This window comes from Pseudomonas orientalis, assembly GCF_001439815.1.
GTDB classification, from domain to species: Bacteria; Pseudomonadota; Gammaproteobacteria; order Pseudomonadales; family Pseudomonadaceae; genus Aquipseudomonas; species Aquipseudomonas orientalis.
In genome coordinates this window covers 572,282-598,585 of record NZ_JYLM01000003.1, presented here as the reverse complement: position 1 = coordinate 598,585, position 26,304 = coordinate 572,282, and the positions used below count along the sequence as shown (strand labels likewise).

The following is a 26,304-nucleotide window of genomic DNA, read 5'->3' as shown; positions in this document are numbered from 1 at the left end:
CACCGTTGGGAAAACCTGTCCGGCCTTTATGCCGATACGCGTGGGATCGTGTCATCGGCGCGCAGGGTGAAGATCTCGTAGCCGGTTTCGGTGACCAGCAGGGTGTGTTCCCACTGGGCCGAGAGCTTGCGGTCCTTGGTGATGGCAGTCCAGCCATCGCCCAACACCTTGGTATCGGCCTTGCCCTGGTTGATCATCGGCTCGATGGTAAAGGTCATGCCGGCCTTGAGTTCCATGCCGGTGCCGGCGCGGCCGTAGTGCAGGATCTGCGGTTCTTCATGGAACACGGTGCCAATGCCGTGGCCGCAGAACTCGCGCACCACCGAGAAGCCGTTCTTTTCGGCGTGCTTCTGGATCACTTCACCGATATCGCCAAGGCGGCAGCCAGGCTTGACGATCTCGATGGCTTTGTACATGCATTCCTGGGTCACCTGGGACAGGCGCTCGGCCCACGGCGCCACGGTGCCGACATGGAACATGCGGCTGGTGTCGCCGAAGTAGCGGTCCTTGATCACGGTGACGTCGATGTTCAGGGTGTCGCCATCCTTCAACGGCTTGTCACCCGGAATCCCGTGGCACACCACGTGGTTGACCGAGGTGCAGATCGACTTGGGAAAGCCCTTGTAGTTCAGCGGCGCAGGGATGGCGCCTTGCACGTTGACTATATAGTCGTGGCAGATCTGGTTCAGGGCTTCGGTGGTGACGCCGGGCTTGACGTGTTCGGCGATCATTTCCAGCACGTCGGCGGCCAGCTTGCCGGCGATGCGCATGCCGGCGATGTCTTCGGCGGTTTTCAAACTCACGGTCATACGGGCTCTCTCTAGCGCAATACGCTGAAATCAATTCGGTTTACGGGCGTGCGACAAAAGGTTGCAGAATTCGCACAAGCCACAAAAAACGCGATTCTAACAGACGATGGCGTCAAATCATGAGCCTCTGATGATCGCTTCTCTCTATAAGGTAGGGGTAGGTCGGCTCTATTCAAGGGCTTACGTGAGCGCGACGCGCGGCAAACGTGAATGCGTGTTCCGTTTTTGCCGATGCTGTGGTATAAAATGCGCCGCTTTCCGGGGATACCCCGCAGAGCTTAAATCCACACACGTGTCGACACGATGACCTGGGTGCCGGAGGCCTTGATGCCGCTGGTTGGTCATTGGGATACGTGGAGGCCAAACCCGACTTATTAAGGAACTATCATGTCCCAAGTCAACATGCGCGATATGCTGAAGGCCGGTGTGCACTTCGGTCACCAGACCCGTTACTGGAACCCGAAAATGGGTAAGTACATTTTCGGCGCACGTAACAAGATCCACATCATCAACCTTGAAAAAACCCTGCCAATGTTCAACGAAGCGCTGACCTTCGTAGAGCGCCTGGCTCAGGGCAAAAACAAGATTCTGTTCGTCGGCACCAAGCGTTCCGCCGGCAAGATCGTTGCTGAAGAAGCAGCACGTTGCGGTTCGCCGTACGTCGATCACCGCTGGTTGGGCGGCATGCTGACCAACTTCAAAACCATCCGTGCTTCCATCAAGCGTCTGCGTGACCTTGAAGTGCAAGCCGAAGACGGTACCTTCGCCAAGCTGACCAAGAAAGAGGCGCTGATGCGCACTCGCGACCTGGAAAAGCTCGATCGTTCCCTGGGTGGTATCAAGGACATGGGCGGTCTGCCTGACGCACTGTTCGTTATCGACGTTGATCACGAGCGCATCGCGATCACCGAAGCCAACAAGCTGGGCATCCCGGTTATCGGCGTAGTCGATACCAACAGCAGCCCGGAAGGCGTTGACTACATCATCCCAGGCAACGATGACGCAATCCGCGCTATCCAGCTGTACATGGGTTCGATGGCTGACGCTGTAATCCGTGGTCGCAACCACGTTGCTGGCGGTACCGAGCAGTTCGTTGAAGAAGCTCCGGTAGCTGCCGCTGAGTAACTGACGCCCTGGCGTTGACTCAGTAAGCAAAAAGGGGGCTTGGCCCCCTTTTTGCCACCTCGAAAACCATTTGTCGGCGCCCACTTGTGGCAGCGCAACCTAGCGACTGTAACGTGCAGCGGCCTACAAGGGTGATTCGAGAAGAATTGATCGCCCGTTTGATCGGGTGGAATGGTTGAAAACCTATCCAAGAGGATTTTGAAATGGCAGAGATTACTGCAGCGTTGGTTAAAGAACTGCGTGAGCGTACCGGCGAAGGCATGATGGATTGCAAAAAGGCCTTGACCAAGGCCGGCGGCGACATCGAAAAAGCCATCGACGACATGCGTGCTTCCGGCGCCATCAAGGCTGCCAAGAAAGCAGGCAATGTCGCTGCTGAAGGCGCAATCGCTCTGAAAGAAGACGGCAAATCCGCCGTTCTGCTGGAAGTGAACTCCCAGACCGACTTCCTTGCTCTGCAGGACGACTTCAAGGCATTTGTTGCCGCCAGCGTTGAAAAAGCGTTTGCCGACAAACTGACTGACGCCGCTCCGCTGATCGAAGCTCAAGAAGCCGATCGCCTGGTACTGGTCGGCAAGGTTGGCGAGAACGTCAACATCCGTCGCCTGGTTCGCGTTGAAGGTGACGTGGTTGGTGGTTACCTGCACGGCAACAAGATCGGCGTAGCCGTTGTTCTGAAGGGCGGCACCGTTGAGCTGGCCAAAGACATCGCTATGCACGTAGCGGCCAGCAACCCTGAGTTCCTGCTGCCTTCGGAAGTGTCCGCCGATGCAATCGAACGTGAAAAAGCCGTGTTCCTGAGCCTGAACGCCGACAAGATCGCCGGCAAGCCAGAGAACATCGTTGAAAACATGATCAAGGGCCGTATCAGCAAGTTCCTGGCTGAAGCGAGCCTGGTTGAGCAGGCGTTCGTCAAGAACCCTGAAATCAAGGTCGGCGAACTGGCCAAGAAAGCCGGTGCTGAAATCGTTTCCTTCACCTACTTCAAGGTAGGCGAAGGCATCGAGAAGCCGGTCGACAACTTCGCTGAAGAAGTTGCTGCCCAGCTGGCTGCCGCCAAGCAATAAGACAGTTTTCAACTGTCGCCCGAAAGAGGCTGCCCGCTCACGCGCGCAGCCTCTTTTCAAATGGGAGGGCTAATTTTATTTGGCTTCTCCTCGGAACTGGCTTACAAAGCCGTGTTCCGATGGCGCTGTGATGGCGTCCAGCTAGAGTGAACGCAAGCCGACAACGGCTCGCCAAGAATTTTTTAGAACATACGCCGCAGGAGAGATTCGCAATGGCTCAGCAGGGCAGTGGTTATCAGGCTCGCTATAAACGCATTCTACTCAAGCTCAGCGGCGAGGCCCTGATGGGCTCGGAAGAGTTCGGGATCGACCCCAAGGTGCTTGACCGCATGGCGCTCGAAGTCGGCCAATTGGTCGGTATCGGTGTTCAGGTGGGCCTGGTGATCGGCGGCGGCAACCTGTTCCGCGGCGCGGCGCTGAGTGCTGCCGGCATGGATCGGGTCACTGGCGACCACATGGGCATGCTGGCCACTGTGATGAACGCCTTGGCCATGCGTGACGCCCTGGAGCGCGCCAATATCTCGGCCATCGTGATGTCGGCGATTTCCATGGTCGGCGTGACCGATCACTACGATCGCCGCAAAGCCATGCGTCACCTCAATTCCAAGGAAGTGGTGATCTTCGCCGCAGGCACCGGTAACCCATTCTTCACCACCGATTCGGCCGCGTGCCTGCGCGCTATCGAAATCGATGCTGACGTAGTGCTGAAGGCGACCAAGGTGGATGGCGTATACACTGCAGATCCATTCAAAGACCCGCATGCCGAGAAGTTCGATCATCTGACCTACGATGAAGTACTGGATCGCAAGCTGGGTGTGATGGACCTGACGGCTATCTGTCTGTGCCGCGACCACAAGATGCCGCTGCGCGTATTTAACATGAACAAGCCCGGCGCCCTGCTGAATATCGTACACGGCGGCGCGGAAGGGACTCTGATCGAGGAAGGCCAACAATGATCAACGAAATCAAGAAAGACGCTCAAGAGCGTATGCACAAATCCCTGGAGTCTCTGAGCCACGCGTTCGGCCAGATCCGTACCGGCAAGGCGCACCCGAGCATCCTGGGCAGCGTGATGGTGCCGTACTACGGCACGGACACCTCCATCACCCAGGTGGCCAACATCACCGTAAAAGACTCGCGCACCCTGCAAGTCGTGGCTTTCGAGCGCAACATGCTCGGCGCTGTCGACAAGGCCATCCAGAGCGCCGGCTTGAACCTCAACCCGACCAACCTGGGCGAGTTGCTGCTGATTTCCATGCCTGCCCTGACCGAAGAAACCCGCAAGGGCTTCACCAAGCAGGCGCGCAGCGCGGCTGAAGATGCGCGCGTGGCCGTGCGCAACATCCGCCGCGATGCCTTGGGTGATCTGAAGAAGCTGGTCAAGGACAAGGAAATCAGCGAAGACGAAGAGCGTCGCGCCGTTGCCGATATCGATAAGCTGACCAAGGATGCGGAGGCCCAGATCACCAAGGCCACCGAAGAAAAAGAAAAGGACCTGATGGCCGTATAAGGGGTCAGGACGCCTTCATGGAAAAGACCAAGCAGACTGTGCCCTCTGTGGTGCCGCGCCATGTCGCGATCATCATGGACGGGAATAATCGCTGGGCGAAGAAACGCTTTATGCCGGGTGTTGCCGGGCATAAAGCGGGTGTCGATGCGGTGCGCGCTGTCATCGAAGTGTGTGCCGAGGCCAAGGTCGAAGTACTGACGCTGTTTGCCTTTTCCAGTGAGAACTGGCAGCGGCCAGCCGAAGAGGTGAGCGCCTTGATGGACCTGTTCTTCAAGGCGCTGCGTCGCGAGGCCAAGCGCCTCAATGACAACGGCATCAGCCTGCGCATCATTGGTGATCGCTCGCGGTTCCATCCGGAGCTGCAGGCGGCCATGCGTGAAGCCGAGGCTATCACCGCCGGCAGCAACCGTTTTGTGCTGCAGATCGCAGCCAACTACGGTGGTCAGTGGGACATTGCCCAGGCTGCGCAGCGACTGGCCCGTGAAGTGCAGGCCGGTCATCTGCGGCCCGACGACATTACGCCCGAACTGTTGCAAACCTGCCTGGTGACCGGCGACCTGCCGTTGCCGGACTTGTGCATCCGTACCGGTGGCGAGCACCGCATCAGCAATTTCCTGCTGTGGCAACTGGCCTATACCGAGTTGTATTTCTCCGACCTGTTCTGGCCGGACTTCAAACACGATGCCATGCGCAATGCGCTGGCCGATTTCGCTTCCCGTCAGCGTCGCTTCGGTAAAACGAGCGAGCAGATCGAAGCTGGAGCCCGGGTTTAAATGCTTAAACAACGAATCATCACGGCACTGATCCTGCTGCCGATTGCCTTGTGCGGTTTTTTCCTGCTCGAGGGTTCCGGTTTTGCGCTGTTCATCGGCCTGGTCGTCACCCTCGGCGCCTGGGAATGGGCGCGTCTGGCGGGGTTCAGTGATCAGTTGCCGCGCATGGCGTACGCCGCGGTCGTCGCGTTGTTGCTGTTCCTGATGTACATCCTCCCGGATATCGCGCCCTGGGTGCTGGGTGCGGCGGTACTGTGGTGGGCGACGGCGACGTTTCTGGTGCTGACCTATCCGCGTACCAGCGGCCAGTGGTCCAGTGTGGCGTGCAAGCTGGTGATCGGCTTGCTGATTCTGCTGCCGGCCTGGCAGGGGCTGGTGGAAATCAAGCGTTTCCCCAATGGCAACGAATTGATCCTGGCCGTCATGGTGCTGGTCTGGGGCGCTGACATCGGCGCCTACTTTTCGGGTCGTGCCTTTGGCAAGCGTAAGCTGGCGCCGGCCGTCAGCCCAGGCAAGAGCTGGGAGGGCGTATATGGCGGCCTGGCCCTGACGCTGCTGATTGCGTTGGTGGTCGGTGTGCTGCGCGACTGGTCGGTGAAGCAGATTTTGCTGGCCTTGCTGGGGACCGCCATTGTCGTATTCATTTCGGTGGTGGGCGACCTCACCGAAAGCATGTTCAAGCGTCAGGCCGGGATCAAGGACAGCAGTAACCTGCTGCCGGGGCACGGTGGCGTGCTCGACCGCATCGATAGCCTTACCGCTGCGTTGCCGATCTTTGCCGTGTTGCTGTGGATGATCGCTTCGTGAGTCGCCTGCAACAGGTCACCGTGCTGGGCGCGACGGGGTCGGTGGGGCTGAGCAGTCTGGATGTCATTGCGCGTCATCCTGATCGTTATCAAGTGTTTGCCTTGACCGGCTTCTCGCGTATGAGCGAACTGCTGGCGCTGTGCGTGCGCCACTCGCCGCGTTTTGCCGTGGTGCCGCAGGCCGCCGCCGCGCGTGGCCTGCAGGATGACCTGCGCGCTGCCGGCCTCGCTACCCAGGTGTTGGTGGGTGAGGAGGGGCTGTGCCAGGTGTCGGCGGATGCCGAAGTAGACACGGTAGTGGCGGCGATAGTCGGGGCGGCAGGTTTGCGTCCCACGCTGGCCGCCGTCGACGCGGGCAAAAAAATCCTGCTGGCCAACAAAGAAGCCCTGGTCATGTCCGGCGCGCTCTTTATGCAGGCCGTGCGCAAGAGCGGGGCGGTCCTGTTGCCTCTCGACAGCGAGCACAACGCGATCTTCCAATGCATGCCCGCCGATTTTGCCCGTGGCTTGAGCCAGGTGGGCGTGCGCCGGATTTTGCTGACGGCTTCCGGTGGCCCCTTCCGGCAAACTCCGCTGGATGAGCTGGAGCATGTGTCGCCGGACCAGGCGTGCGCGCATCCGAACTGGTCCATGGGGCGCAAAATCTCCGTGGATTCGGCAAGCATGATGAACAAAGGGCTGGAGCTGATCGAGGCGTGCTGGTTGTTCGATGCGCGGCCGGATCAGGTGGAAGTGGTGATTCACCCGCAAAGTGTGATTCATTCCCTGGTCGATTACGTGGACGGCTCGGTACTGGCGCAATTGGGCAACCCCGATATGCGCACGCCGATCGCCAACGCGTTGGCCTGGCCGGAGCGGATTGACTCGGGTGTGGCGCCATTGGACCTGTTTGCAATTGCGCGCCTGGATTTCCAGGCGCCGGACGAGCAGCGCTTCCCGTGCCTGCGTCTGGCCCGGCAGGCGGCCGAGGCGGGTAACAGCGCGCCAGCCATGCTTAATGCAGCCAATGAAGTGGCCGTGGCGGCGTTTCTCGAACGGCGCATCCGCTTTCCGCAGATCGCGAGTATCATCGAGGACGTTCTGAATCTTGAGCCGGTAGTGGCTGTGGATGATCTGGGGGCAGTGTTCGAGGCGGATACCAAGGCCCGGGCCCTGGCCGAGCAATGGTTGGACCGCAACGCGCGTGAGGCTGTGGGCGGGTGAGCGCCTTCAGGCATCGGATTGAAATGCGGAGAAATTAGATGAGTGCGCTCTACATGATTGTCGGCACCCTGGTTGCTCTGGGTGTGCTGGTTACCTTTCACGAATTCGGCCACTTCTGGGTGGCGCGTCGTTGCGGCGTCAAGGTATTGCGCTTTTCCGTCGGTTTCGGCATGCCGCTGGTTCGCTGGCATGACCGTCGTGGCACTGAGTTCGTGATCGCAGCCATCCCGTTGGGTGGCTATGTGAAGATGCTCGATGAGCGAGAAGGCGAAGTGCCTGCGGATCAGTTGGACCAGTCCTTCAACCGCAAGACCGTTCGTCAGCGTATCGCCATCGTGGCTGCCGGCCCGATTGCCAACTTTCTGTTGGCGATGGTGTTTTTCTGGGTCCTCGCCATGATGGGCAGCGAGCAAGTGCGCCCGGTCATCGGCGCGGTCGAGTCCGGCAGTATTGCGGCCAAGGCCGGGCTGGTGGCAGGGCAGGAAATTGTTTCCATTGATGGCGAGCCCACCACCGGTTGGGGCGCGGTCAATTTGCAGTTGGTGCGTCGACTGGGCGAGAGCGGTACCGTCAATGTGGTGGTGCGCGAGCAGGACGCCAGTGCCGAAAGCCCGCGTGAGCTGGCTTTGGACCGCTGGCTGCAAGGTGCTGACGAGCCGGATCCGATCAAATCCCTGGGCATCCGTCCATGGCGTCCGGCGTTGCCGCCGGTGCTGGCCGAGCTGGACCCCAAAGGTCCGGCCCAGGCCGCAGGTCTGAAAACCGGCGATCGGTTGTTGGCCCTGGATGGCCAGGCGCTGGGTGACTGGCAGCAAGTGGTCGACCTGGTGCGTGTACGTCCTGATACCAAAATTGTGCTGAAAGTTGAGCGTGATGGTGCTCAAATCGATGTCCCCGTGACCTTGTCGGTTCGTGGGGAGGCCAAGGCCGCCGGGGGTTACCTGGGTGCCGGGGTCAAAGGTGTCGAGTGGCCGCCATCGATGGTGCGAGAGGTCAGCTTCGGGCCATTGGCAGCAATTGGCGAGGGTGCCAGGCGCACCTGGACCATGAGCGTGCTGACCCTCGAATCCCTCAAGAAAATGTTGTTCGGCGAGCTCTCGGTAAAAAACTTGAGTGGACCGATAACCATTGCTAAAGTGGCGGGCGCTTCTGCCCAGTCGGGTGTCGCGGATTTCCTGAATTTCCTGGCTTATCTGAGTATCAGCCTTGGAGTTCTGAATTTGCTGCCCATTCCAGTATTGGATGGGGGGCATCTGCTGTTTTATCTGGTCGAGTGGGTGCGTGGTCGCCCCTTGTCGGATCGGGTGCAGGGTTGGGGGATACAGATCGGTATCAGTTTGGTGGTCGGAGTGATGTTGTTAGCTCTGGTCAACGATCTGGGACGACTGTAACGCTTCGCTGAATTGCGAATCTGCCGCATTTTGCGGCAGTTTGTTTATTGCCAGTTGGAATAAGAAAGGACTTCATGAAACGTCTGCTGCTAACTGCGGTTCTCACCGTATTGATGATCGCCGAAGTTCACGCCGAGTCCTTCACCATCTCCGATATTCGCGTCAACGGCCTCCAGCGGGTTTCCGCGGGTAGCGTCTTTGGTGCCTTGCCGTTGAACGTCGGGGAACAGGCTGATGATCGTCGCCTGGTGGAATCCACTCGTGCGCTGTTCAAAACCGGGTTCTTTCAAGATATCCAACTGGGTCGTGAAGGCAATGTCCTGGTCATCACCGTCGTCGAGCGGCCTTCCGTCGCGAGTATCACGATCGAAGGCAACAAGGCCATCTCCACTGAAGACCTGATGAAGGGGTTGAAGCAGTCGGGCCTGGCCGAGGGCGAAATCTTCCAGCGCGCCACCCTTGAAGGCGTGCGTAACGAACTGCAACGCCAGTATGTTGCCCAAGGCCGCTACTCGGCGAGCGTGGAAACGGAAGTGATCCCGCAGCCGCGTAACCGGGTAGGCCTGAAGGTCAACATCAACGAAGGCACCGTCGCGGCCATCCAGCACATCAACGTGGTGGGCAACACCAAGTTCGCTGATGAAGACCTGATCGGCCTGTTCGAGCTCAAGACCACCAACTGGTTGTCGTTCTTCAAGAACGATGACAAGTACGCCCGTGAGAAACTGTCCGGTGACCTGGAGCGCCTGCGCTCTTACTACCTGGACCGTGGCTACATCAATATGGACATCGCTTCGACCCAGGTGTCCATCACCCCGGACAAGAAGCACGTCTACATCACTGTCAACGTCAACGAAGGCGAGAAGTACAAGGTTCGTGACGTCAAGCTCAGCGGTGACTTGAAAGTGCCTGAAGACCAGGTCAAGTCCCTGCTGCTGGTCCAGAAGGACCAGGTGTTCTCGCGCAAGCTGATGACCACCACCTCCGAGCTGATCACCCGTCGCCTGGGCAACGAAGGCTATACCTTCGCCAACGTCAACGGCGTGCCGACCCCGAACGATGAAGACCACACCGTGGACATCACGTTCGTCGTCGATCCGGGCAAGCGTGCCTACGTCAACCGCATCAACTTCCGTGGCAATACCAAGTCCTCGGACGAAGTGCTGCGTCGGGAAATGCGCCAGATGGAAGGCGGTTGGGCGTCGACTTACTTGATCGACCAATCCAAGACCCGTCTTGAGCGCCTGGGCTTCTTCAAGGAAGTCAACGTCGAAACCCCGGCCGTACCGGGTGTGGATGACCAGGTCGACGTGAACTACGCCGTTGAAGAACAAGCCTCGGGCTCGATCACCGCCAGCGTCGGTTTCGCGCAGAGCGCCGGTTTGATCCTGGGTGGTTCCATTACCCAGAACAACTTCCTCGGTACCGGTAACCGTGTGTCCATCGGCCTGACCCGAAGCGAATACCAGAGCCGATACAATTTCGGCTACACCGACCCCTACTGGACTGCAGACGGTGTGAGCCTGGGCTACAACGCCTTCTATCGCACCACCGACTACAAAGACCTCGACGTTGACGTTGCAAGCTATGCAATCGACAGCCTCGGCGCCGGTGTCAACGTGGGTTACCCGATCAGCGAGACCTCGCGTCTCACCTTCGGCCTGACCGCGCAGCAGGATGAAATCAAGACCGGTGTCTACACCGTGGATGAAATTTTCGACTTCACCCGTCGTGAAGGCGACAAGTTCCTGAACTTCAAGGCGTCTGCCGGCTGGTCCGAGTCGACCCTGAACAAAGGCGTACTGGCAACCCGCGGCCATTCCCAGAGCCTGACTGCGGAAGTCACCACGCCGGGCAGCGACCTGTCGTTCTTCAAGCTCGATTATCGCGGCCAGTTGTTCCAGCCGTTGAGCGACAACTACACCATGCGCCTGCACACCGAGCTGGGCTATGGCGACGGTTATGGTTCGACCAATGGTTTGCCGTTCTATGAAAACTACTATGCGGGTGGTTTCAACTCGGTACGTGGCTTCAAGGACAGCACCTTGGGTCCTCGTGGTACGCCGAGCCGTGGCCAGGCATTTACGGGTAACCAGGGCACGCAAGTGGACTCGGACAACGACCCGCTTCCGTTCGGTGGCAACGTTCTGATCCAGGGTGGTGCGGAAATCCTGTTCCCGCTGCCATTCGTGAAAGATCAGCGTTCCCTTCGCACTTCGGTCTTCTGGGACGTGGGTAACGTGTTCGACTCCAAGTGCGACCAGATCACCAACCCGAGTGGCGCGAAGTCCAACACCCAGTGCAACGACGTGAGCCTCAGCAATCTGGCGAGCTCCGTGGGTGTGGGTGTGACCTGGGTGACCGCGCTGGGCCCGTTGAGCTTCGCTCTGGCCATGCCGATCAAGAAACCGGATAACGCTGAAACCCAGATTTTCCAATTCTCCCTTGGCCAGACGTTCTAAGCGTCTGACCTAAGATAACGACAACGGATTCTGTAGGAGTACATCGTGCGTAAGTTGACTCAATTGGTTCTGCTGGCCACTGTGCTGGTAACCACCCCGGCCTTCGCCGAAATGAAAATCGCCGTGCTGAACTATCAGATGGCCCTGCTGGAATCTGACGCGGCCAAGCGATACGCCGTGGATGCCGAGAAGAAATTCGGTCCGCAACTGACCAAGCTCAAGACCCTGGAAAGCAGCGCCAAGGGCATCCAGGACCGTCTGGTTGCCGGTGGCGACAAAATGCAGCAAGGCGAGCGCGAGCGTCTGGAGCTTGAATTCAAGCAAAAGGCCCGTGACTACCAGTTCCAGTCCAAGGAGCTGAACGAAGCCAAGGCCGTTGCCGACCGCGAAATGCTCAAGCAGCTCAAGCCCAAGCTGGACAGCGCTGTGGAAGAAGTCATCAAGAAGGGTGCCTTTGACCTGGTGTTCGAGCGCGGCGCCGTGATTGACGTCAAGCCTCAATACGACATCACCCGCCAGGTGATCGAGCGCATGAATCAGCTGAAGTAAACCATGACCGCGACTATCAAGCTCGGCGAGTTGGCCGAGTTCCTGGGGGCCACCTTGCGTGGCTCCAAGGAGAAGGAAATCACTGGGCTAGCCACCTTGCAGGAGGCTGGCCCAGCTCAGTTGAGCTTCCTCGCAAACCCTCAATACCGTAAATACCTGGTCGATTGCCAAGCCGCAGCCGTGTTGCTGAAGGCCGCTGACGCCGAAGGGTTTGTTGGGGATGCGCTGGTGGTGGACGACCCCTACCTGTGCTACGCGAAAGCATCGCACCTGTTCGATCCCAAGCCGAAGGCCGCTGGCGGTATTCACCCGTCCGCGGTGATCGCACAGGATGCCCAGGTCGATCCCGCGGCCAGCATTGGCGCCTTCGCGGTGATCGAGAGTGGCGCGCGTATTGGCGCCGGCGTCACCGTAGGCGCGCATTGCTTTATTGGTGCGCGCTGCGAAATCGGCGCCGATGGCTGGCTGGCGCCCCGCGTTACCCTTTATCACGATGTGCGTATCGGGCAGCGGGTGGTGATTCAGTCGGGTGCGGTGATCGGTGGTGAAGGCTTCGGCTTTGCCAACGCCAAAGGTGTCTGGCACAAGATCGCCCAGGTTGGCGGCGTTTTGATCGGCGACGACGTGGAAATCGGTGTCAACACCGCGGTCGACCGCGGGGCCTTGGCCGACACCGTGATCGGCAATGGCGTGAAGCTCGACAACCAGATCCAGATCGCCCACAACGTGCAGATTGGCGACCACACCGCCATGGCGGCCTGCGTGGGGATTTCCGGCAGCACTAAAATCGGCAAGCATTGCATGCTTGCCGGTGGCGTGGGGCTGGTGGGGCATATCGATATTTGCGACAACGTCTTCATCACCGGCATGACCATGGTCACTCACTCGATTACCGAGCCAGGGGCTTACTCATCCGGTACCGCCATGCAGCCTGCGGCTGAATGGCGCAAGAGTGCGGCGCGTCTGAGGCAGCTCGACGACATGGCTCGACGTCTCAAACAGCTGGAAAAGCGTGTTGGGGACGTGACCCCTGGCGGTAATGCTTCATCAGAAGGCTGATACCATTTCCATATCAAGTGTGCACAGCCGATAGACTGCCCTCCTTGATTTGCTAGCGGGGCGTGCTTTTAGTCCGCCCGCCCCCAATCTTTATTACAGGCTTCCCCCCGAAATGATGGACATCAACGAGATTCGCGAATACCTGCCTCACCGTTATCCGTTCCTGCTGGTGGACCGTGTAGTGGACCTCAATGTTGAGGAAAAGCGCATTCGTGCCTACAAGAATGTCAGCATCAACGAACCGTTTTTCAATGGTCACTTCCCTGCGCATCCCATCATGCCGGGCGTGTTGATCATCGAAGCAATGGCCCAGGCTGCCGGTATCCTTGGTTTCAAAATGCTTGACCTCAAGCCTGCCGACGGCACGCTTTACTATTTCGTGGGCTCCGACAAGTTGCGTTTCCGCAATCCGGTTACCCCGGGTGACCAGTTGATCCTGGAAGCCAAGTTCATCAGTTGCAAACGCCAGATCTGGAAGTTCGAATGCCAGGCTTCGGTGGATGGCAAGCCGGTGTGCTCTGCCGAGATCATCTGTGCGGAACGCAAACTATGAGTTTGATTGACCCTCGCGCAATCATCGATCCGTCGGCCGTACTGGCCGCCGACGTTGAGGTCGGCCCCTGGTCGATCGTCGGCGCAGGTGTGGAAATCGGCGAGGGGACTGTCATCGGGCCGCACGTGATCCTTAAGGGTCCGACCCGCATTGGCAAACACAATCGTATCTACCAGTTTTCCTCGGTAGGCGAAGACACCCCGGACATGAAGTACAAGGGTGAAGAAACACGCCTGGTCATCGGTGATCACAACATCATCCGTGAAGGCGTGACCATTCACCGTGGCACCGTGCAGGATCGCGCCGAGACCACGCTGGGGGATCACAACCTGGTGATGGCCTATGCGCATATCGGCCACGACAGCGTGATTGGCAACCATTGCATACTGGTCAACAACACCGCGTTGGCCGGGCATGTGCATGTGGATGACTGGGCAATCCTGTCCGGTTTCACCCTGGTACATCAGTATTGCCATATCGGCGCCCACAGCTTTTCAGGCATGGGCACCGCCATCGGCAAGGACGTCCCTGCATTCGTCACGGTGTTCGGCAACCCTGCCGAAGCCCGCAGCATGAATTTCGAAGGCATGCGCCGTCGCGGTTTCAGTGACGACGCAATCCAGGCCCTGCGCCGCGCCTACAAGACGGTTTACCGTCAAGGGCTGACGGTTGAGCAGGCGCTGATCGAACTGGCAGAGCCTGCAGCGTCGTTCCCGGAAGTCGCGGTGTTTCGTGACTCGATCCAGGCGTCGACTCGCGGCATTACCCGCTGATCATGGCCAAGTTGCGTATCGCATTGGTCGCCGGCGAAGCTTCCGGCGATATTCTCGGCGCCGGCCTGATGCGGGCTCTCAAGGTCCAGCACCCGGCAATCGAATTTATCGGCGTCGGCGGCCCCTTGATGCAGGCCGAAGGCCTCACCTCCTACTTTCCGATGGAACGCCTGTCGGTCATGGGATTGGTCGAGGTGCTGGGGCGCCTGCGTGAATTGCTCGCTCGGCGCAAGCTGCTGATCAAGACGCTGATCGACGAAAAACCCGACGTCTTTATCGGTATCGACGCCCCGGATTTCACCCTCAATATTGAGCTCAAGCTGCGCCAGGCCGGGATCAAGACCGTGCACTACGTCAGCCCGTCCGTATGGGCGTGGCGGCAAAAGCGTGTGCTGAAGATTCGCGAAGGCTGCGACTTGATGCTGACCCTGCTGCCGTTCGAGGCCAGATTCTACGAAGAGAAGGGCGTGCCGGTGCGGTTTGTCGGGCATACTCTGGCCGATGCCATTCCTTTGCAGGCTGACCGTGACGCGGCGCGTACCGAACTGGGGTTGACCGCCGGTCCGCTGGTCGCGTTGATGCCGGGTAGCCGGGGCGGGGAAGTCGGACGCCTGGGCAGCCTGTTTTTTGATGCCGCCGAACGCCTGCAAGTACTCAAGCCAGGCGTTCGTTTTGTGTTGCCGTGCGCCAGCCCGCAGCGCCGCGCGCAAATCGAAACACTGCTGGAAGGGCGCAACCTGCCGCTGACCCTGCTCGACGGTCAGTCGCACCTGGCCCTGGCCGCCTGTGATGCCGTATTGATCGCGTCGGGCACTGCAACCTTGGAAGCCCTGCTGTACAAGCGTCCTATGGTCGTGGCCTATCGTCTGGCGCCGCTGACCTTCTGGATTCTCAAGCGCATGGTCAAGAGCCCGTATATTTCCTTGCCCAACCTGCTGGCCCAACGGTTGTTGGTGCCGGAGCTGTTGCAGGACGATGCTACGCCCGAAGCGCTTGCGCACACTCTACTACCCTTGATTGATGGCGGCGAAGAGCAGACCCGTGGTTTCGACGCTATTCACCGCACCTTGCGCCGTGATGCCTCGAACCAGGCGGCGGATGCCGTGCTGAACCTGATCGGCCATAAACGGGAAGCCTTATGAGCACGCAGATGGGTCTGGATTTCAGCCTGGTTGCACAGGCGCACGAACTGGTGGCGGGTGTCGACGAAGTCGGACGCGGCCCGTTGTGCGGTGCGGTCGTAACGGCGGCGGTGATCCTCGACCCGAGCCGTCCGATCCTGGGCCTTAATGATTCGAAAAAACTCACTGAAGCCCGTCGTGAGAAACTCTATGACGAGATCTGCGAGAAGGCCCTGAGTTGGCATATCGCCCGCGCGGAAGTGGAAGAAATCGACGAGCTGAACATCCTGCACGCCACCATGCTTGCCATGCAGCGGGCGGTTGAAGGGCTGCATATCACGCCCAGGCTGGCGATGATCGACGGCAACCGTTGCCCCAAACTGACGATGCGCGCCGAGGCCGTAGTGCAGGGTGACAGCAAGGTGCCGGCCATTGCGGCGGCGTCGATCCTGGCCAAGGTCAGCCGCGACCGCGAAATGGCGGCTTTCGATCTGGTTTATCCCGGCTACGGCATGGGCGGTCACAAAGGCTACCCGACGCCCGTTCATCTGGAAGCGCTGGCGCGACTCGGCCCCACGCCTATCCATCGCCGCTCGTTCGCCCCGGTGCGCCAGGCTTATGAGCTGCGCGAGAGCCTCAGCGAGGTGTAGTCGCGAGGCTGATGTTTTGCTCAAGGCCCGGTACAATCCCGGGCCTTGTTGTTTCCAAGTTACTGCACAGGATCACTATGCCGGCTTCATTCGTTCATCTACGCCTGCACACTGAATACTCCCTGGTCGACGGCCTGGTACGGATCAAGCCGCTGGTCAAGACCCTGGTGGGCATGAACATGCCGGCGGTGGCGGTTACCGACCAGAACAACATGTGCTCCCTGGTCAAGTTCTACAAGAACGCCATGGGCGCCGGTATCAAGCCGATCTGTGGTGCCGACCTGTGGCTGTCCAACAAGGACCCGGATAACCCGCTGAGTCGCATCAGCCTGCTGGCGATGAACGGCGTGGGTTATCGCAACCTGACCGAACTGATTTCTCGTGGCTTTATCGAGGGCCAGCGCAATGGCTCGATCATCATCGAGCGCGAGTGGGTGGCCGAAGCCAGCGAAGGCGTGATCATGCTCTCGGCCGCCAAGGAGGGCGAGATCGGTATCGCGCTGCTCGGTGGCAACCCGCATGAAGCCGAAGTGCTGGCCCGCGAGTGGATGCAGGTCTTCCCCGACCGCTTCTACCTCGAAGTGCAGCGCACCAACCGCCCCAACGATGAAGAGCATCTGCACGCCGCCGTGGCCCTGGCCGACAAGCTGGGCGCGCCGCTGGTGGCGACCAACGATGTGCGCTTTATCAAGAAGGAAGATTTCGAAGCCCACGAAACGCGCGTGTGCATCGGCGAAGGCCGCGCCCTGGACGATCCGCGCCGCTCGAAGAACTACAGCGAAGAGCAGTACCTCAAAAGCGCCGAAGAAATGGCCGAACTGTTCAGCGACCTGCCCGAGGCCCTGGAAAACTCGGTCGAAATCGCCAAGCGCTGCAATATCGAAGTGAAGCTGGGCAAGCACTTCCTGCCCAACTTCCCGATTCCCGATGGCATGACCATCGACGAGTACTTTCGCAAGGTGTCGTTCGATGGCCTGGAGGATCGCCTGCGCGTCCTGTTGCCCAAGGACACCACCGAAGATTACGAGGCCAAGCGCCAGGTCTACGTCGACCGGCTGAATTTTGAGCTGGATATCATCATCCAGATGGGCTTCCCCGGTTACTTCCTGATCGTGATGGACTTTATCCAATGGGCCAAGAACAACGGCGTACCGGTTGGTCCGGGCCGGGGGTCAGGTGCTGGCTCGCTGGTCGCCTATGTGCAGAAGATTACCGACCTCGACCCGTTGGAATATGACCTGCTGTTCGAACGCTTCCTGAACCCGGAACGGGTCTCCATGCCCGACTTCGACGTCGACTTCTGCATGGACGGTCGCGACCGCGTGATCGAATACGTGGCCGAAAAGTACGGCCGCAACGCGGTCAGCCAGATCATCACCTTCGGTTCCATGGCCGCCAAGGCGGTAATCCGCGACGTGGCCCGGGTGCAGGGCAAGTCCTACGGCCTGGCCGACCGCCTGTCGAAGATGATCCCGTTCGAAGTCGGCATGACCCTGGAAAAGGCCTACGAGCAGGAAGAAATCCTGCGCGACTTCATCAAGGTCGATGAAGAAGCCGCCGAAATCTGGGACATGGCGCGCAAGCTCGAAGGCGTGGTACGTAACGTCGGTAAACACGCCGGCGGCGTGGTGATCGCGCCGACCAAGCTGACCGACTTCTCGCCGATCTATTGCGATGAAGAAGGCGACGGCCTGGTTACCCAGTTCGACAAGGATGACGTGGAGGCGGCCGGCCTGGTGAAGTTCGACTTCCTCGGCCTGCGTACCCTGACGATCATCGACTGGGCGCTCAAGACCATCAACCGCGACCGCGCCAAGGTGGGCGAGGAGCCGCTGGATATCGCGTTCATTCCGCTGGACGACAAACCGACCTACAGCCTGCTGCAAAAAGCCGAAACCACGGCGGTGTTCCAGCTTGAATCCCGGGGCATGAAAGAGCTGATCAAAAAGCTCAAGCCCGACTGCCTGGAAGACTTGATTGCACTGGTGGCCCTGTTCCGTCCGGGGCCGCTGCAATCGGGCATGGTGGATGACTTCATCAACCGCAAGCACGGTCGCGCCGAACTGGCGTACCCGCACTCCGACTATCAGTACGAAGGTCTCAAGCCGGTACTGGCGCCGACCTACGGCATCATCCTGTATCAGGAACAGGTGATGCAGATTGCCCAGGTGATGGCAGGTTACACCCTCGGTGGCGCCGACATGCTGCGTCGCGCCATGGGTAAAAAGAAACCCGAGGAAATGGCCAAGCAGCGCGGCGGTTTCATCGAGGGCTGTGCCACCAACAATATTGATGCTGACCTGGCCGGTAACATCTTCGACCTGGTGGAAAAATTCGCCGGTTACGGCTTCAACAAGTCCCACTCCGCCGCCTATGGCCTGGTGTCGTACCAGACCGCCTGGCTGAAGGCCCACTATCCGGCGCCGTTCATGGCGGCGGTACTCTCGGCGGATATGCACAACACCGACAAGGTCGTGACCTTGATCGAAGAAGTGCGCACCATGAAGCTGCGCCTCGACGCGCCGGACGTGAACGCCTCGGAGTTCAAGTTCACGGTGAACGACGAAGGCCGCATCATCTATGGCCTCGGCGCGATCAAGGGTGTGGGCGAAGGCCCGGTGGAAGCCATCACCGAGGCGCGTCAGGACGGGCCCTTCAAGGATCTGTTCGACTTCTGCGCGCGGGTCGACCTCAAGCGCATCAACAAACGTACCCTCGACGGCCTGATCCGCAGCGGCGCGCTCGATCGTCTCGGTCCGTATTTCCACGATGAGCCGAAGGCTTACCAGGCCAATATCGACCGCAATCGCGCGGTATTGCTCACCGCCATGGAAGAAGCGATCAAGGCCGCTGAACAGACCGCCCGTACTCATGACAGCGGCCACGCCGACCTGTTTGGCGGATTGTTCGTCGAAGAAGACGCGGATGTGTATGCCAATCACCGCAAAGCCAAGGAACTGACCCTCAAGGAACGTCTCAAGGGCGAGAAAGACACCCTGGGCCTGTACCTCACCGGTCACCCGATTGACGAGTACGAAGGCGAGATCCGCCGTTTTGCCCGCCAGCGCATCATCGACCTGAAACCGGCGCGCGATACCCAGACCGTCGCCGGCATGATCATCGCCCTGCGCGTGATGAAAAATAAGAAGGGCGACAAGATGGGCTTCATCACCCTCGATGACCGCTCGGGCCGGATCGAAGCCTCGCTGTTTGCCGACGCGTTCCACTCCGCCCAGTCGCTGCTGCAGACCGACGCCATGGTGGTGGTGGAAGGGGAGGTCAGCAACGACGACTTCTCCGGTGGCCTGCGCCTGCGCATCAAGCGCGTGATGAGCATGGAAGATGCACGTACCAATCTGGCCGAAAGCCTGCGCCTGAAGGTCAGGACCGACGCACTCAAGGGCGATCAGCTACGCTGGTTGGGCGACCTGCTCAAGCGTCACCGTGGCGCGTGCCCGGTGACCATGGAGTACACCGGCAACGACGCCAAGGCCATGCTGCAGTTTGGCGAGACCTGGCGAATTGATCCGGCCGATGGCTTGATTCAAGCTTTGCGTGACCAGTTCGGGCGAGACAACGTCTTCCTCCAATACCGTTGACGGTCAGCACCCCTGACCTCGGCTGAACATTTAATCTCGACCTGAACGCGCCTCTCCCTTAAGGTAGGGCGCGAACAGACAACCGGCTGGCCAGGCACTCCCTGGCCGTCGACCCAAGACGGACGCTTATGAACCCGAATTTTCTTGATTTCGAACAGCCGATCGCTGACCTGCAAGCCAAGATCGAAGAGCTGCGCCTGGTCGGCAATGACAATTCGCTGAATATCGGCGATGAGATCGCCCGCCTGCAAGACAAGAGCAGCACGCTCACCGAAGACATCTTCGGCAAGCTGACCAGCTGGCAGATCGCGCGCCTGGCCCGCCATCCGCGCCGTCCTTACACCCTGGACTACATTCAGCACATCTTCACCGAATTCGACGAGTTGCATGGCGACCGCCATTTCTCCGACGACGCGGCCATCGTGGGCGGTATCGCTCGCCTGGACGACCAGCCGGTGATGGTGATCGGTCATCAGAAAGGCCGCGAAGTGCGCGAAAAAGTGCGCCGCAACTTCGGCATGCCGCGTCCGGAAGGCTACCGCAAGGCGTGCCGCCTGATGGAGATGGCCGAACGCTTCAAGATGCCGATCCTGACCTTCATCGACACCCCGGGTGCCTACCCTGGGATCGACGCCGAAGAACGCAACCAGAGCGAAGCGATTGCCTGGAACCTGCGCGTCATGGCGCGCCTGAAAACCCCGATCATCGCCACCGTGATTGGCGAAGGCGGTTCCGGCGGTGCATTGGCCATTGGCGTCTGCGACCAGCTGAACATGCTGCAATATTCGACCTACGCAGTGATCTCGCCTGAAGGTTGCGCCTCAATCCTGTGGAAAACCGCCGAAAAGGCGCCGGACGCTGCTGAAGCCATGGGCATCACGGCTGATCGTCTAAAAGGCCTGGGGATCGTCGACAAGGTGATCGCCGAGCCACTGGGCGGCGCGCACCGTGACCCGGCTGCCGCTGCCGCCACTATCCGCGCCGAGCTGGGCGCGCAACTGGCGATGCTCAAGAAGCTGGATAACGAAGCGCTGCTGGCCCGTCGTTATGAGCGCCTGATGAGCTACGGCCTGTAAAGTCGCAGCAGTACTCATGTGGGAGGGGGCTTGCCCCCGATGGCTGAGTGTCAATCACCGCATCTGGTGACTGACACACGGCTATCGGGAGCAAGCCCCCTCCCACATTTGCTTTGTGTATGCTCGGTCAACGTATTCCAGATTTGCGGCGGTAACCTCTGATGAAACCGGCTCTGCCCGCCAGGTTCCTGCAAGCCCTGGCCCCCTGGCGCGACGCCCCGGCCTGGCACATTGCATTCTCCGGTGGCCTGGATTCCACCGTTCTGTTGCACCTTCTGGCCTCCCTGGCAAAAATCGAAACGCTCCCGCCCCTCAATGCCGTGCATATTCATCATGGCCTGCAAGCGGCGGCTGATGCCTGGCCAGGTCATTGCCAGTCGGTATGCGATGGTCTGGGCGTCCCCCTGCACGTGATGCGCGTGCAGGTCCAATCCGGCGCCAGTCTTGAGCGTGCGGCCCGTGACGCGCGTTACCAGGCATTTACCGAGGTGACCGGGGCAGGGGAAGTGTTGCTGACAGGCCAGCATCGCGACGATCAGGCCGAAACCCTATTGTTTCGCCTGCTGCGCGGGGCAGGGGTGAGAGGGTTGGCGGCAATGCCTGCGTATCGGCCGTTGGCGCGGGGACATCTGGTGCGGCCGCTGCTGGAGGTGTCGCGGGTTGCACTGGAAAACTATGCCAGTGCGCATCATTTGCAATGGATCGAGGATCCTTCCAACGCCGATCCACGCTTCTCCCGCAATTACCTGCGCCACCGTGTGTTCCCGACACTGACCGAGCGTTGGCCGCAAGCCGTTTCAAACCTGGCCCGCGCTGTCGAGCATCTCGACGAAGCCCAGGGCCTGCTGGATGAGTTGGCGCGTATGGACCTGCAAACCGCCGATCAACCTTCGCCGTTTCCCTGGTTGTCTTTGCCGTCATTGGCCCTCACGCCTTTGCGCGAGCTTTCCGACGCCCGTCAGCGCAACGCCCTGCGTCATTGGCTGGCGCCTTTTACTCGTCTACCCGACAGCGACCACTGGGCCGGCTGGATTTCCCTGCGCGATGCCAAGGGTGATGCACAGCCCGTATGGCGTCTGGCCGACGGCGAGTTGCACCGTTGCGGCGAGCGTATCTGGTGGGTGCCTGGCGCATACTCGGAATTTTCCGACGCAATGGTGAGCTGGCCCGATCCGCAAAAGCCACTAAGGTTACCCGGCAACGGTCAGTTGGAATTTATCGGCGAGGCGCCCGCAGTCCCGTTGGAGGTTCGGTATCGCCAGGGCGGCGAAATCATCGACGTACCCGGCCGCGGCCGGCGTGACTTGAAACGCCTGCTTAACGAAAGTGGGTTGCCCGGCTTCATCCGTGGCAGATTGCCGCTGCTGTATCAGGGCGAGCAATTGCTGGGTGTGCCCAGACTCGCTGGACGCTGGGCGGTTGCGAGTGACGGCTGGCAATTACATTGGATGCCACAGACCTGCGATCAAGGTTTGAGCTGATAGCGCCTTTCCGGTAGACTACGCTCCCTTCTTGATACAACTTCTGTGGATTCGCCTGAATCGCAGCAGTTGCCGATTACCAAGCAGTCTTTGCTGGGCGATTCCAAAAAATGTGTAGCGATCAACGTACCGGTGTTTCATTGCTGGTCTGTCACAACGCGGCGGTTTTTTTGAAAGGTGCACTGTGATTAATGCAGGTGATCGGGGGCTTCGGCCTCTCTTCGCTTTCCCCGGCGGCTCGGACCGCTTTAACGCAGACTTCTAGGGTTTTTCATGACGCGCTACATATTCGTCACGGGCGGTGTTGTTTCTTCATTGGGGAAAGGCATTGCCTCCGCTTCATTGGCGGCCATCCTGGAGGCGCGGGGGCTTAAAGTCACCATGCTCAAGCTGGACCCGTACATCAACGTCGACCCGGGCACCATGAGCCCGTTCCAGCACGGTGAAGTGTTCGTCACGCATGACGGCGCCGAGACCGACCTGGACCTGGGCCACTACGAGCGGTTCATCCGCACGACCATGACCCAGAACAACAACTTCACCACCGGCCGTGTCTACGAGCACGTGCTGCGCAAGGAGCGCCGTGGTGACTACCTGGGTGCAACCATCCAGGTGATCCCGCACATCACCGACGAAATCAAGCGCCGCATCATCAAGGGCGCGGGCGATGCCGACGTGGCGATGGTCGAGATTGGTGGCACCGTGGGTGACATCGAATCCCAACCGTTCCTCGAAGCCATCCGCCAGTTGCGTTTCGAAGTCGGCGCCAAGCGCGCGATGCTGATGCACCTGACATTGGTGCCTTACATCGCCACCGCAGGCGAAACCAAAACCAAGCCCACCCAGCATTCGGTCAAGGAGCTGCGTTCCATCGGCCTGCAGCCGGACGTGCTGGTGTGCCGCTCCGATCACCCGATCGACATTTCCTCGCGTCGCAAGATCGCCCAGTTCACCAACGTTGAAGAGCGTGCGGTGATTGCCCTGGAAGACGCCGACACCATCTACAAGATCCCGGGCATCCTGCATTCGCAAGGCCTGGATGATTTTGTGGTCGAGCGTTTCGGCCTGCAATGCAACGGCGCGGACCTGTCCGAGTGGGAAGCGGTGGTCGACGCCAAGCTCAACCCTGAGCACGAAGTCACCATCGCCATGGTCGGCAAGTACATGGAACTGCTCGACGCGTACAAGTCGCTGATCGAAGCGATGAGTCACGCCGGCATCAGCAACCGTACCAAGGTCAACCTGCGCTACATCGATTCCGAAGACATCGAGAACCAGGGCACCGCGCTGCTTGAAGGCGTGGATGCCATCCTGGTTCCCGGCGGTTTCGGCCTGCGCGGCGTGGAAGGCAAGATCACTGCCGTGCAATACGCTCGCGAGAACAAGGTGCCTTACCTGGGTATCTGCCTGGGCATGCAAGTGGCCGTTATCGAGTTCGCCCGTAACGTGCTGGGCTGGAAAGACGCCAACTCCACCGAATTCGATCACACCAGTGGCCATCCGGTCGTGGGTCTGATCACCGAGTGGGAAGACGCCACCGGTGCCGTCGAAACCCGTACCGAAAGCTCCGATCTAGGCGGCACCATGCGCCTTGGCGCTCAGGACTGCCTGCTGGAAGCCGGTTCCCTGGTGCACGACTGCTACGGCAAGGACGTAATCGTCGAACGTCACCGTCACCGCTACGAAGTGAACAACAACCTGCTGCCGCAGATCAAAGAAGCCGGCCTGAAGATTTCCGGTCGCTCCGGTGACGGCAAGCTGGTTGAAGTGGTCGAGGCGCCGGATCATCCGTGGTTCGTGGCCTGCCAGTTCCACCCTGAGTTCACTTCGACGCCGCGTGACGGTCATCCGTTGTTCAGCGGTTTCGTCAAGGCTGCATTGACGCAACACCAGAAGAAGGCATAACCCTGATGGCCCAGAAGATCATTCGCGTAGGCGACATCGAAATTGCCAACGACAAGCCCATGGTGCTGTTCGGCGGTATGAACGTACTGGAAAGCCGCGACATGGCGATGCAGGTCTGTGAAGAATACGTGCGGGTTACCCAGAAACTGGGCATCCCTTATGTGTTCAAGGCCAGCTTCGACAAGGCCAACCGTTCGTCGGTGACCTCCTATCGCGGCCCGGGCCTTGAAGAAGGCATGCGGATCTTCCAGGACATCAAGCAAGCCTTCGGCGTGCCGATCATCACCGACGTCCACGAGCCTGAGCAGGCTGCCGTGGTCGCCGAGGTGTGCGACATCATCCAGTTGCCGGCCTTCCTGTCGCGCCAGACCGACCTGGTGGTCGCGATGGCCAAAACCGGAGCTGTGATCAATATCAAGAAAGCCCAGTTCCTCGCGCCCCAGGAAATGAAACACATCCTGAGCAAATGCGTGGAAGCGGGTAACGACCAGTTGATCCTCTGCGAGCGTGGTTCGAGCTTCGGCTACAACAACCTCGTGGTGGACATGCTTGGTTTCGGCATCATGAAACAGTTCGAATACCCGGTGTTTTTCGACGTGACCCACGCGCTGCAAATGCCCGGTGGTCGCTCGGACTCCGCCGGCGGGCGGCGTGCCCAGGTCACCGACCTGGCCAAGGCGGGCATGAGCCAGTCCCTGGCCGGCCTGTTCCTGGAAGCCCACCCGGACCCGGACAACGCCAAGTGCGACGGCCCCTGTGCCCTGCGCCTGGACAAGCTGGAGCCGTTCCTGGCCCAGCTCAAGCAGTTGGACGAGCTGGTCAAGAGTTTTCCGACGGTAGAAACCGCGTAAGCGGTGTTTCTCCGGTAGAATTTCCACGCTTTATGCTCAGGCCCCAGGCCTGAGCCTTGTCGTCTGCAAGCCTGCCCTGTTGTTCCACCCTTGCGGTCGGTCAAAAGATTTCCTTCAGCTGCGTCGTTTTCGTCAACTTTGGAGTGTTTACAACAATGGCAAAAATCGTCGACATCAAAGGTCGTGAAGTTCTCGACTCCCGTGGCAACCCAACCGTCGAAGCCGACGTGCTTCTCGATAACGGCATCATCGGCAGCGCCTGCGCGCCGTCCGGTGCTTCCACAGGTTCCCGTGAAGCGCTGGAACTGCGTGATGGCGACAAGAGCCGTTACCTGGGCAAGGGTGTACTCAAGGCGGTAGCCAACATCAACGGCCCGATCCGTGACCTGTTGCTGGGCAAGGACCCACTGGACCAGAAAGCCCTGGACCACGCGATGATCAAGCTCGACGGCACCGACAACAAAGGCAGCCTGGGCGCCAATGCGATCCTCGCCGTGTCCCTGGCCGCCGCCAAGGCCGCCGCACAGGACCAGGACCTGCCGTTGTACGCGCACATTGCCAACCTGAACGGCACCCCGGGCGTCTACTCGATGCCGGTGCCGATGATGAACATCATCAACGGTGGCGAGCACGCCGACAACAACGTCGACATCCAGGAATTCATGGTGCAGCCAGTGGGCGCCAAGACCTTCTCCGAAGGCCTGCGCATGGGCACCGAAATTTTCCATCACCTCAAGGCTGTACTGAAGGCCCGTGGCCTGAGCACTGCCGTTGGCGACGAAGGTGGTTTCGCACCCAACCTTGCGTCCAACGAAGATGCACTGAAAGTGATCTCCGAAGCCGTGGCTAACGCCGGCTACAAGCTGGGCACCGACGTGACCCTGGCCCTGGACTGCGCGGCCAGCGAATTCTATGAAGACGGCAAGTACAACCTGTCCGGTGAAGGCCAGGTGTTCAATTCCGAAGGTTTTGCCGAGTACCTCAAAGGCCTGACCCAGCGCTACCCGATCATCTCGATCGAAGACGGCCTGGACGAGTCCGACTGGGACGGCTGGAAAATCCTCACCGACAAGATCGGCGAGAAAATCCAGCTGGTGGGCGACGACCTGTTCGTGACCAACACCAAGATCCTGAAAGAGGGTATCGATAAGAAAATCGCCAACTCGATCCTGATCAAGTTCAACCAGATCGGCACCCTGACCGAAACCCTGGAAGCCATCCAGATGGCCAAGGCTGCGGGCTACACGGCCGTGATCTCCCACCGCTCCGGCGAAACCGAAGACTCGACCATTGCCGACCTGGCCGTGGGCACGTCGGCGGGCCAGATCAAGACCGGTTCCCTGTGCCGTTCCGATCGCGTGTCCAAGTACAACCAATTGCTGCGTATCGAAGAGCAGCTGGCAGGTAAAGCCAAGTACAACGGTCGCAGCGAGTTCCGCGGCTAAGCAGTAAATGGTAAAAAGTCGGCCGATTGCGTCGGAAATCTCACGACAGTGTGAATTTCGGCGTTACTCTGCTGACTGACAAGCACAAGCCTGGTT

The 26,304-nt window shown here is 59.7% G+C and carries 22 protein-coding genes; 21 read left to right on the top strand and 1 reads right to left on the bottom strand.

Features of this window, described 5'->3' with window-relative positions:
• Positions 1 to 26: 26 nt before the first annotated feature.
• Complete coding sequence (gene map, locus TU82_RS10905) at positions 27 to 809, bottom strand: type I methionyl aminopeptidase (RefSeq protein WP_057723204.1); 783 nt, start codon at positions 807 to 809, stop codon at positions 27 to 29.
• A gap of 387 nt (positions 810 to 1,196) precedes the next feature.
• On the opposite strand from map, the gene rpsB reads away from it, so the two are divergent.
• The 21 genes from rpsB (at position 1,197) to eno (ending at position 26,208) form a co-directional block, all read left to right on the top strand.
• The gene (gene rpsB / locus TU82_RS10900) at positions 1,197 to 1,934 is read left to right on the top strand and encodes a 30S ribosomal protein S2 (RefSeq protein ID WP_003219330.1); all 738 of its coding nucleotides are present in this window, start codon (positions 1,197 to 1,199) and stop codon (positions 1,932 to 1,934) included.
• A gap of 203 nt (positions 1,935 to 2,137) precedes the next feature.
• Positions 2,138 to 3,001: a translation elongation factor Ts gene (gene tsf / locus TU82_RS10895; protein ID WP_024073825.1), complete on the top strand. Its 864-nt coding sequence runs from the start codon at positions 2,138 to 2,140 to the stop codon at positions 2,999 to 3,001.
• A 212-nt stretch (positions 3,002 to 3,213) separates the two neighbouring features.
• Positions 3,214 to 3,957: a UMP kinase gene (gene pyrH / locus TU82_RS10890; RefSeq protein ID WP_003189161.1), complete on the top strand. Its 744-nt coding sequence runs from the start codon at positions 3,214 to 3,216 to the stop codon at positions 3,955 to 3,957.
• The gene (frr, locus tag TU82_RS10885) at positions 3,954 to 4,511 is read left to right on the top strand and encodes a ribosome recycling factor (RefSeq protein WP_057723203.1); all 558 of its coding nucleotides are present in this window, start codon (positions 3,954 to 3,956) and stop codon (positions 4,509 to 4,511) included. Before pyrH ends, frr begins: the two co-directional genes overlap by 4 nt.
• 17 nt (positions 4,512 to 4,528) lie before the next feature.
• The gene (gene uppS, locus TU82_RS10880) at positions 4,529 to 5,284 is read left to right on the top strand and encodes a polyprenyl diphosphate synthase (protein WP_057723202.1); all 756 of its coding nucleotides are present in this window, start codon (positions 4,529 to 4,531) and stop codon (positions 5,282 to 5,284) included.
• Entirely contained in the window at positions 5,285 to 6,091 is an 807-nt protein-coding gene (locus TU82_RS10875) for a phosphatidate cytidylyltransferase (protein ID WP_057723201.1), read from the top strand.
• Positions 6,088 to 7,293, top strand: coding sequence for a 1-deoxy-D-xylulose-5-phosphate reductoisomerase (gene ispC / locus TU82_RS10870; RefSeq protein ID WP_057723200.1), 1,206 nt, complete (start codon positions 6,088 to 6,090; stop codon positions 7,291 to 7,293). Before TU82_RS10875 ends, ispC begins: the two co-directional genes overlap by 4 nt.
• Before the next feature lie 38 nt (positions 7,294 to 7,331).
• Complete coding sequence (gene rseP / locus TU82_RS10865; protein ID WP_057723199.1) at positions 7,332 to 8,684, top strand: sigma E protease regulator RseP; 1,353 nt, start codon at positions 7,332 to 7,334, stop codon at positions 8,682 to 8,684.
• Between the two features lie 74 nt (positions 8,685 to 8,758).
• The gene (gene bamA, locus TU82_RS10860; RefSeq protein ID WP_057723198.1) at positions 8,759 to 11,146 is read left to right on the top strand and encodes an outer membrane protein assembly factor BamA; all 2,388 of its coding nucleotides are present in this window, start codon (positions 8,759 to 8,761) and stop codon (positions 11,144 to 11,146) included.
• A 45-nt stretch (positions 11,147 to 11,191) separates the two neighbouring features.
• Positions 11,192 to 11,695 (top strand): OmpH/Skp family outer membrane protein, encoded by a 504-nt coding sequence (locus TU82_RS10855; RefSeq protein WP_003189173.1) that lies wholly within the window; start codon positions 11,192 to 11,194, stop codon positions 11,693 to 11,695.
• Between the two features lie 3 nt (positions 11,696 to 11,698).
• Complete coding sequence (gene lpxD / locus TU82_RS10850; RefSeq protein ID WP_057723197.1) at positions 11,699 to 12,754, top strand: UDP-3-O-(3-hydroxymyristoyl)glucosamine N-acyltransferase; 1,056 nt, start codon at positions 11,699 to 11,701, stop codon at positions 12,752 to 12,754.
• Positions 12,755 to 12,866: 112 nt separating this feature from the next.
• A complete protein-coding gene (gene fabZ / locus TU82_RS10845) occupies positions 12,867 to 13,307 on the top strand; it encodes a 3-hydroxyacyl-ACP dehydratase FabZ (protein WP_003172281.1) in 441 nt (146 codons plus the stop codon).
• Positions 13,304 to 14,080 (top strand): acyl-ACP--UDP-N-acetylglucosamine O-acyltransferase, encoded by a 777-nt coding sequence (gene lpxA / locus TU82_RS10840; protein WP_057723196.1) that lies wholly within the window; start codon positions 13,304 to 13,306, stop codon positions 14,078 to 14,080. Before fabZ ends, lpxA begins: the two co-directional genes overlap by 4 nt.
• Before the next feature lie 2 nt (positions 14,081 to 14,082).
• A complete protein-coding gene (lpxB, locus tag TU82_RS10835; RefSeq protein WP_057723195.1) occupies positions 14,083 to 15,222 on the top strand; it encodes a lipid-A-disaccharide synthase in 1,140 nt (379 codons plus the stop codon).
• Positions 15,219 to 15,851, top strand: a complete 633-nt coding sequence (rnhB, locus tag TU82_RS10830) for a ribonuclease HII (RefSeq protein WP_057723194.1) — start codon at positions 15,219 to 15,221, stop codon at positions 15,849 to 15,851. Before lpxB ends, rnhB begins: the two co-directional genes overlap by 4 nt.
• 77 nt (positions 15,852 to 15,928) lie before the next feature.
• Entirely contained in the window at positions 15,929 to 19,450 is a 3,522-nt protein-coding gene (gene dnaE / locus TU82_RS10825) for a DNA polymerase III subunit alpha (RefSeq protein WP_057723193.1), read from the top strand.
• 128 nt (positions 19,451 to 19,578) lie between these two features.
• Positions 19,579 to 20,526 (top strand): acetyl-CoA carboxylase carboxyltransferase subunit alpha, encoded by a 948-nt coding sequence (locus tag TU82_RS10820; protein WP_057723192.1) that lies wholly within the window; start codon positions 19,579 to 19,581, stop codon positions 20,524 to 20,526.
• 161 nt (positions 20,527 to 20,687) lie between these two features.
• On the top strand, positions 20,688 to 22,007 hold the full coding sequence (gene tilS, locus TU82_RS10815) for a tRNA lysidine(34) synthetase TilS (RefSeq protein WP_057723191.1): 1,320 nt from the start codon (positions 20,688 to 20,690) through the stop codon (positions 22,005 to 22,007).
• 273 nt (positions 22,008 to 22,280) lie between these two features.
• Positions 22,281 to 23,912 carry a CTP synthase gene (gene pyrG, locus TU82_RS10810; protein WP_057723190.1) on the top strand — a complete coding sequence of 544 codons (1,632 nt, stop codon included), beginning with the start codon at positions 22,281 to 22,283 and terminating at the stop codon, positions 23,910 to 23,912.
• 5 nt (positions 23,913 to 23,917) lie between these two features.
• Complete coding sequence (kdsA, locus tag TU82_RS10805; RefSeq protein ID WP_003189190.1) at positions 23,918 to 24,763, top strand: 3-deoxy-8-phosphooctulonate synthase; 846 nt, start codon at positions 23,918 to 23,920, stop codon at positions 24,761 to 24,763.
• 155 nt (positions 24,764 to 24,918) lie between these two features.
• Complete coding sequence (gene eno, locus TU82_RS10800; protein WP_057723189.1) at positions 24,919 to 26,208, top strand: phosphopyruvate hydratase; 1,290 nt, start codon at positions 24,919 to 24,921, stop codon at positions 26,206 to 26,208.
• Positions 26,209 to 26,304 lie beyond the last annotated feature (96 nt).

What these genes read in the sequence shown, in the direction of transcription:
- dnaE (WP_057723193.1), top strand. Translation starts at nt 15,929, where the DNA reads ATGCCGGCTTCATTCGTTCATCTACGCCTGCACACTGAATACTCCCTG.
- map (WP_057723204.1), bottom strand. Translation starts at nt 809, where the DNA reads ATGACCGTGAGTTTGAAAACCGCCGAAGACATCGCCGGCATGCGCATC.
- bamA (WP_057723198.1), top strand. Translation starts at nt 8,759, where the DNA reads ATGAAACGTCTGCTGCTAACTGCGGTTCTCACCGTATTGATGATCGCC.
- pyrG (WP_057723190.1), top strand. Translation starts at nt 22,281, where the DNA reads ATGACGCGCTACATATTCGTCACGGGCGGTGTTGTTTCTTCATTGGGG.
- lpxB (WP_057723195.1), top strand. Translation starts at nt 14,083, where the DNA reads ATGGCCAAGTTGCGTATCGCATTGGTCGCCGGCGAAGCTTCCGGCGAT.
- tsf (WP_024073825.1), top strand. Translation starts at nt 2,138, where the DNA reads ATGGCAGAGATTACTGCAGCGTTGGTTAAAGAACTGCGTGAGCGTACC.
- rseP (WP_057723199.1), top strand. Translation starts at nt 7,332, where the DNA reads ATGAGTGCGCTCTACATGATTGTCGGCACCCTGGTTGCTCTGGGTGTG.
- TU82_RS10875 (WP_057723201.1), top strand. Translation starts at nt 5,285, where the DNA reads ATGCTTAAACAACGAATCATCACGGCACTGATCCTGCTGCCGATTGCC.
- tilS (WP_057723191.1), top strand. Translation starts at nt 20,688, where the DNA reads ATGAAACCGGCTCTGCCCGCCAGGTTCCTGCAAGCCCTGGCCCCCTGG.
- rnhB (WP_057723194.1), top strand. Translation starts at nt 15,219, where the DNA reads ATGAGCACGCAGATGGGTCTGGATTTCAGCCTGGTTGCACAGGCGCAC.
- TU82_RS10820 (WP_057723192.1), top strand. Translation starts at nt 19,579, where the DNA reads ATGAACCCGAATTTTCTTGATTTCGAACAGCCGATCGCTGACCTGCAA.
- rpsB (WP_003219330.1), top strand. Translation starts at nt 1,197, where the DNA reads ATGTCCCAAGTCAACATGCGCGATATGCTGAAGGCCGGTGTGCACTTC.
- fabZ (WP_003172281.1), top strand. Translation starts at nt 12,867, where the DNA reads ATGATGGACATCAACGAGATTCGCGAATACCTGCCTCACCGTTATCCG.
- uppS (WP_057723202.1), top strand. Translation starts at nt 4,529, where the DNA reads ATGGAAAAGACCAAGCAGACTGTGCCCTCTGTGGTGCCGCGCCATGTC.
- pyrH (WP_003189161.1), top strand. Translation starts at nt 3,214, where the DNA reads ATGGCTCAGCAGGGCAGTGGTTATCAGGCTCGCTATAAACGCATTCTA.
- eno (WP_057723189.1), top strand. Translation starts at nt 24,919, where the DNA reads ATGGCAAAAATCGTCGACATCAAAGGTCGTGAAGTTCTCGACTCCCGT.
- lpxD (WP_057723197.1), top strand. Translation starts at nt 11,699, where the DNA reads ATGACCGCGACTATCAAGCTCGGCGAGTTGGCCGAGTTCCTGGGGGCC.
- kdsA (WP_003189190.1), top strand. Translation starts at nt 23,918, where the DNA reads ATGGCCCAGAAGATCATTCGCGTAGGCGACATCGAAATTGCCAACGAC.
- lpxA (WP_057723196.1), top strand. Translation starts at nt 13,304, where the DNA reads ATGAGTTTGATTGACCCTCGCGCAATCATCGATCCGTCGGCCGTACTG.
- frr (WP_057723203.1), top strand. Translation starts at nt 3,954, where the DNA reads ATGATCAACGAAATCAAGAAAGACGCTCAAGAGCGTATGCACAAATCC.